Annotated in this window: 10 protein-coding genes and 1 pseudogene; 8 read left to right on the forward strand and 3 right to left on the reverse strand. The window is 32.9% G+C overall.

The window, feature by feature from the left end; all coding sequences use genetic code 11:
- A partial coding sequence (locus HRU49_RS13800; protein ID WP_296358179.1) for a GTP-binding protein occupies positions 1-99 on the reverse strand: 99 nt, incomplete at its 3' end.
- Between the two features lie 188 nt (positions 100-287).
- Here HRU49_RS13800 and HRU49_RS13805 point away from each other — a divergent pair.
- Together HRU49_RS13805 and kdsA are read left to right on the forward strand one after the other, a co-directional pair.
- Complete coding sequence (locus tag HRU49_RS13805) at positions 288-647, forward strand: hypothetical protein (RefSeq protein ID WP_296358165.1); 360 nt, start codon at positions 288-290, stop codon at positions 645-647.
- A 47-nt stretch (positions 648-694) separates the two neighbouring features.
- Complete coding sequence (kdsA, locus tag HRU49_RS13810) at positions 695-1,498, forward strand: 3-deoxy-8-phosphooctulonate synthase (RefSeq protein WP_296358181.1); 804 nt, start codon at positions 695-697, stop codon at positions 1,496-1,498.
- Here kdsA and HRU49_RS13815 read toward each other — a convergent pair.
- Positions 1,488-1,874, reverse strand: coding sequence for a DUF1801 domain-containing protein (locus HRU49_RS13815; protein WP_296358167.1), 387 nt, complete (start codon positions 1,872-1,874; stop codon positions 1,488-1,490). The two genes, kdsA and HRU49_RS13815, sit on opposite strands and share 11 nt — an antisense overlap.
- A 3-nt stretch (positions 1,875-1,877) precedes the next feature.
- Complete coding sequence (locus HRU49_RS13820; RefSeq protein ID WP_296358169.1) at positions 1,878-2,237, reverse strand: hypothetical protein; 360 nt, start codon at positions 2,235-2,237, stop codon at positions 1,878-1,880.
- 107 nt (positions 2,238-2,344) lie between these two features.
- Between HRU49_RS13820 and HRU49_RS13825 the strand changes: the two genes are divergently transcribed.
- From HRU49_RS13825 to HRU49_RS13850, 6 genes and pseudogenes are all read left to right on the forward strand, one after another.
- Positions 2,345-2,956: a hypothetical protein gene (locus HRU49_RS13825; RefSeq protein WP_296358171.1), complete on the forward strand. Its 612-nt coding sequence runs from the start codon at positions 2,345-2,347 to the stop codon at positions 2,954-2,956.
- On the forward strand, positions 2,953-3,327 hold the full coding sequence (locus HRU49_RS13830; RefSeq protein WP_296358173.1) for a hypothetical protein: 375 nt from the start codon (positions 2,953-2,955) through the stop codon (positions 3,325-3,327). The genes HRU49_RS13825 and HRU49_RS13830 overlap by 4 nt, the downstream gene beginning before the upstream one ends.
- A 29-nt stretch (positions 3,328-3,356) precedes the next feature.
- Positions 3,357-3,650, forward strand: coding sequence for a transcriptional regulator (locus HRU49_RS13835; protein WP_185788458.1), 294 nt, complete (start codon positions 3,357-3,359; stop codon positions 3,648-3,650).
- Between the two features lie 53 nt (positions 3,651-3,703).
- Complete coding sequence (locus HRU49_RS13840) at positions 3,704-5,080, forward strand: DUF4173 domain-containing protein (RefSeq protein ID WP_296358175.1); 1,377 nt, start codon at positions 3,704-3,706, stop codon at positions 5,078-5,080.
- A gap of 333 nt (positions 5,081-5,413) precedes the next feature.
- Complete coding sequence (locus HRU49_RS13845) at positions 5,414-5,932, forward strand: Coq4 family protein (protein WP_296358177.1); 519 nt, start codon at positions 5,414-5,416, stop codon at positions 5,930-5,932.
- Positions 5,929-6,192, forward strand: a pseudogene (locus tag HRU49_RS13850) (vancomycin high temperature exclusion protein); the annotation flags it as partial. The gene HRU49_RS13845 and the pseudogene HRU49_RS13850, both read left to right, overlap by 4 nt.

Genomic DNA, 6,192 nt, shown 5'->3' on the forward strand with positions numbered 1-6,192 from the left:
ATCACGGAACAACTGACAGTGATACATAATTTTATCGACCAATGTTGTCTTTCCATGGTCTACGTGTGCAATGATTGCAATGTTTTTAATCTTCGTCATAATGGAAGCTGATTTTAAGCGCGCAAAGGTACACCTAAATAAGCGCATTTCGTTAATTAATTGTTATATTTTGCTTTGAGTGTAATTTGGGTTGTTATTTTTACGTTAAAGAATAGATTAGTAGTAATAGCCTTTTCTTATCAACCGCTAATTGGGCTGTTTACGTCTGAACCCTAATAATTACACAGATGCATACAATTAGCAAATACACAAAATTCGTCCCATACCTTTATTTTTTATCTGTAATTGCCTATTGGTTTACCATGATTAATAGAAGCGATGGAATGTCTGCATACCCTATTCTTTTATTTGGAATACCATTCTTATGGCAATTAATTAAACCTCACAAAGAGCTCAACTTCTCTTTAGGGATTGTCTTTGTGTGTTTATCGTCCTATTTAATTTTGGCCTACATATCCAATGTATTGAGCATCGTGAGCTGGTCAGAATCAGCACAACGATTATTATTTTATGGTGGTGCTTTGGTTATTGGCAACTTTATTATGTCGATTTGGATAATTAGGAATAGCATTAAAAAGGTATTTTAAAATGCTATCTTTGCGACTTAATATTTAAGTCTCGAGATTTGGTAGCTATTCCTAAGTTAAAACATTCTGATTCAAACAACTTCTTCTTGCTTTGTGGTCCTTGCGCCATAGAAGGTGAAGATATGGCTTTACGCATTGCCGAAAAGGTGGTTTCAATAACTGATAAATTAAATATTCCTTACGTATTTAAAGGGAGTTTCAAAAAAGCTAATCGAAGTAGAATTGATAGCTTTACAGGAATTGGTGATGAAAAAGCCCTTGAGATTTTACATAAAGTTTCTGAAACTTTTGATGTACCAACAATCACTGATATTCATGAAGTATCTGATGCAGCCTTAGCAGCACAATATGTAGATGTTCTTCAAATTCCAGCATTTTTAGTAAGACAGACAGATCTAGTTGTTGCAGCAGCTAAAACAGGTAAGGTTGTAAACCTTAAAAAGGGGCAATTTATGAGTCCAGAAGCTATGAAACATGCCGTACAAAAAGTTAAAGACGCAGGTAACGAAAAAGCATGGATAACCGACCGAGGAACTATGTTTGGTTACCAAGATATGGTTGTAGATTTTAGAGGAATCCCTACCATGAGACAATATGCACCTACAGTTCTAGATGTTACCCATTCTTTACAACAACCCAATCAGTCTGTGGGAGTTACTGGAGGACGTCCAGAAATGATTGAAACCATCGCACGTGCTGGTGTGGTTAACAATGTAGACGGTCTATTTATTGAAACACATTTTGATCCAGCCAATGCAAAAAGCGATGGTGCAAACATGCTACATCTAGATAAATTAGAAAGTTTATTAACTCATTTAGTAGCTATTAGACAACTTGTATCTACCTTTTAGTCTGCTTAGGTTTTAAAATAAGTTTAAAAGGGTTGGTGTTGATCTCCACTTGTTTTTGAAGGACATAAACCACAATCTCGTCATTAATATCTTCAACCGTTTTAAAGCGCAGTGAACGTATTGATTTTCGGTTGGCATCAATAAATTGGTCAACGTACTTATCCATTTTATCATAATGCCAAAATGCAAAATCAACATAATCTTTAGATTGGTTTAAGAAACATAAGGGAATGCCATTATTATAATAGAATGGAATCTTCCACTTATATAATAATTTGGCATCTGGAGCAACAGCTTCAATAATGGTTTGAAGTTGCATTAAAATAGATTTATAAGGCTCCTCTTGCTTTAATATGTAGGTTTCAGCTGGATTCAAGATTTAATTAATAAGATTAAGAATCCCAATAACTAAAAGTCCAATACCAATAATGGCTTTAAAAGGCATTAGTTTTGCCGAAAGTTTACGCAAACTTGTTTCTAGAGCTGGGACTTTACCAAATACATGAGTGAGTAATAAAAGTCCACCCAATAAGCTCGTGATATTGAAAAGCCAATTATGACCTCCAAAAATTCTAAGTAGACTTAGAACAACAAGTGCACCACCAATAAGTGTCTGAAATGGTGCAAGTACACCTGCAATTTTATTAAAGAAGTTACTTTCTCCATCCCATTTATCAAGGGTTGCCAAACCAAGTAGAATGCCTCCACAAAGATTAGCTATTGTTAAAAGTGTTACCATGACTGATTGAATTTAAGTTATGAGATAAATTTAATCAATATCCACCAAAATAATTTTGTGAGAATGAAATAAAATCACTTACTTTGTATTTCAAAGTACTTTTTATTATGAGCAGCGAAGACTATTTAAAAGACATCAGTGAGATAAAAAATTTAATGAATAAGTCCTCAAGATTTATTTCCTTGAGTGGACTTTCAGGTGTTTTAGCTGGGATTTATGCCCTAGTAGGTGCAGCTGCTGCATATTGGCTAGTTATTAATCATAGTGCTGGTAAACTTTATATATTTCACGGCTGGGTCTTTTGGACGTGTATGGCTATTTTAGCTATGATTGCAGTACTAAGTGCTATTACTGGTATAATACTTACAACACGCAAAGCAAAACAAAACAACGAGAAAATCTGGGATAATTCCTCACGCAGACTTTTGTTTAATTTTCTAATTCCTTTAGTCGTTGGTGGTATTTATTGCCTAATTATATTGGACCAAGGAAGATATGGCCAAACTGGAGGATTGATGTTAATTTTTTATGGATTGGCCTTGGTTAGTGCATCAAAGTATAGTATTGGAGATATTAAATATTTGGGCTACATAGAAATAGTTTTAGGCCTAATTGCAAGTTACTATCCAGGCTCCGGATTTTGGCTTTGGGTTATAGGCTTTGGTATTATGCATATCATTTATGGAGCTTGGATGCATTTTAAATATGATAGAAAATGAAAAGACATATAACCACGATTTACATTTTAGCTTTGTTCTTGCTTGTATTTTCTTGTGATTTAGATAAAGGACAATTTACAATTTCAAATGAAAGTGATTTTGATATTGAAGCATTATCTATCACGCCTGATGCAGATAATAGAATGATTAGTCTTAAAAAAGGCGAAACAATTGAACACAATATTAATATGAAAATGGTAAATACTGATGGTACCTATCGTTTATCATTTAAAAATGAAAGTACTGGTCAAACCATAACTCGAGCCTTTGGTTATTATACTAATGGCAACCAAATTGAAGATATAATTAAAGTTAGAATCTTAAATGATACTATAATGACGAGTGGTAAATTTGATTTTATACCTAACTAAAATTGATTCCTGCTTTTGCAGGACCTATTATGAGCATAATAACCAATATAAATAAGCTTTTTGATCATAGAATTAGACTTGGTATTATGTCTATTCTTATGGTAAATGAGTATGCTGATTTTAATACACTAAAGGAACTCTTAGGAGCAACTGATGGTAATTTAGCCAGTCACACCAAAGCTCTAGAGAAGGCGGAATATATCTTGGTAGAAAAGCAATTTATAGGTCGAAAACCTAACACAAGGTATAGTGCTACAAAACTTGGAAAGGCAGAGTTTAAAAAGCATATTGAAGCTTTAGAAAAATTAATTAAAAAGACATAAACTATTTTTTTAACTATTTACTTTGTTTTTCAAAGTACTTTAAATATATCTAAATGAAGAAAGTTATATTATTTATTGCAGCAGTCTTGTTCAGCACACTATTCTACGAAAAAAGTATTGGACTCAACTTATGTATATTTAGTGTACTCACCGTAATCATTTTATTCATTAATAATAAAAATGATTTCAAAACTAAAGACGCTATTTTCTATACTGCCTTGTACTTAGGGACTGGAATCGCTGTTTTCTTTCATGATTCAAGCCTGACCATTATGGCAAATTTAGTCGCCTTTTTTACATTGATTGGTAGATTATCCCAAAATAAAACGTCAATTTATGTCAATTGGCTCAATGGACTCTACACTACTATTGCAGGCTGGTTTCATCGCAACTTTGCCATTAATGAAACGACGCAGAGTGTAGAACCAAAAACAGATATTGACTATTTACACCTCGCTAAAATCATCATTATTCCTAGTATCATTGTAATTATATTTATAGGGCTTTATCAAAATGGAAATCAGCTATTCAGTGAGCTTATTAACAAAATCGATTTCAGCTTTTTTAATATTCAATGGGTACTTTTTGCAGGATTAGGTTATTATCTATTTTCAAACATCTATCAACCTGTAATTGTAGAGCCTGCAACTTCTGAAGATATTGCTCTTGGAAATTCGCTTTTAAAAACCTCTAAATTTTCAATTCCAAAGCTCAAAAAGGAAAATCAATTAGGCATCATTCTTATTGCAATGCTCAACGTTTTGATTGTCATTTTTCTAATCACCGACGTTACTTTTATTTTAACAAACCTAGACATAAGAGCTTCTGTCTTTTCTGAGCAAGTTCACAGTGGTATTAATGCTCTTATTGCATCCATTGTCGTTGCTATCATCATTTTATTGTACGTATTCCGCGGAGATCTTAATTTTCACAAAGAAAATGCCATAGTAAAGCGTTTAGCCTTTACTTGGATATTATTAAACATCCTACTGGTATTGAGTATCGCAGTTAAAAATGGACAATACATCTATTACTTTGGTCTTACCTACAAGCGCATTGGTGTTTTAATTTATCTCATCCTTGCAATAACTGGTTTAGTCACAACTCTTAATAAAATTAATACCATTAAAAACATTTGGTACTTGATAAGATTAAATACCAAAGTAGCATTTTTTGTTTTAATCATATCAAGCCTAGTGAATTGGGATTATCAAATCACTCATTATAATTTCAACTATGCCAAATCCATGGATGTGCCATACCTCATTGAGCTATCTGATAACAATACACTTCTACTTAAAGAGCAACTTGATCAAAATGAGCTTAGTGCAGAGCATGCAAGTAGAATTGAAAACAAATACTACAACTATATGCTTGAATTAGAAAACAATTCTTGGCAAGAATGGCAGTACGATAATTTTAAACTATAGATCTGTAACCATGGAAGCTTTTGTGTTTATAGTATTACTAATTACGGTGTCATTAACTTTTGTTTTTGTACGACTGAGTATATCCTTAATATTTTGGTTAGTTACTGATACCAAGGATAAATATGCTGTATTCAAAAAGTATTTCCCCTGTTATATTATCATCTTGACTGCTTTGTCAATTTACATTATTGAACTACTAGATTTTAGTTATGTCGCAATATACTATTTCGCTATTGTACATGTCATTGCCCTTCTTATTTGGAGAGGCGAACTTAAATCTTACAAAAAGAAAATCACCGATTTTGCCGTTGAACCAAATCAAACCCATCTACCATGAACACCCTTTTTAAATATTTGAAGCACCAAAGAAAACAACTTATCATTTGGTTGTTCGAACATTCACAGCGCGTATACACGTCATTGTTTAAAACGCACGAAAGTTGGAATATTACTAAAGCCGATTTACTACAACTTCCTGAACCTACCTTCGGAAGACACCTTGGCTTATTCTTAGAAAAAAATGATTTTGAATTAATTCCAAAAGTTGAACGTCACGATTGCTATCATGTGCTTTGTGGCTATAGCACTAAAGTAGAAGACGAAATTGCTTTACAATGCCTTTGCTATGGCAATGGTAAACGCAGTCCATATCTGTATGGTGCTATAATCCTTGGTGTTGCCATATTACCAGACTATTATGACTATTATTTTAAGTCTTACAAAATAGGAAAACGTGCTCATCCGTTTCATCATTTCGACTACAAAAAGCTATTAAACGTATCTATTTCAGACCTCAGAGCTGCTATTTTTTCAAAAGCAGAAATCCAAAATCTCAACCTTAGTATGGCATGAAAAAAATCAAAATTATAATGCTCATAATTATTCTCATTACATTTAGTGTTATTGCTACTTACCACTGGATTAATTATAAAACTAATCATCTTAATTTCGAAAACGTTGATAGCATCCCTAAAAACAAAGTTGGACTACTTTTAGGTACTGGTAAATATGTAGCAAGTGGAAACATCAACCTGTTCTATTTATATCGGATAGATGCTACCGTAGCACTTTACAATGCAGGTAAGATTGAATATGTTCTTGTTAGTGGTGAT

It is taken from the genome of Winogradskyella sp. (genome assembly GCF_013213975.1).
Taxonomy (GTDB): domain Bacteria; phylum Bacteroidota; class Bacteroidia; order Flavobacteriales; family Flavobacteriaceae; genus Winogradskyella.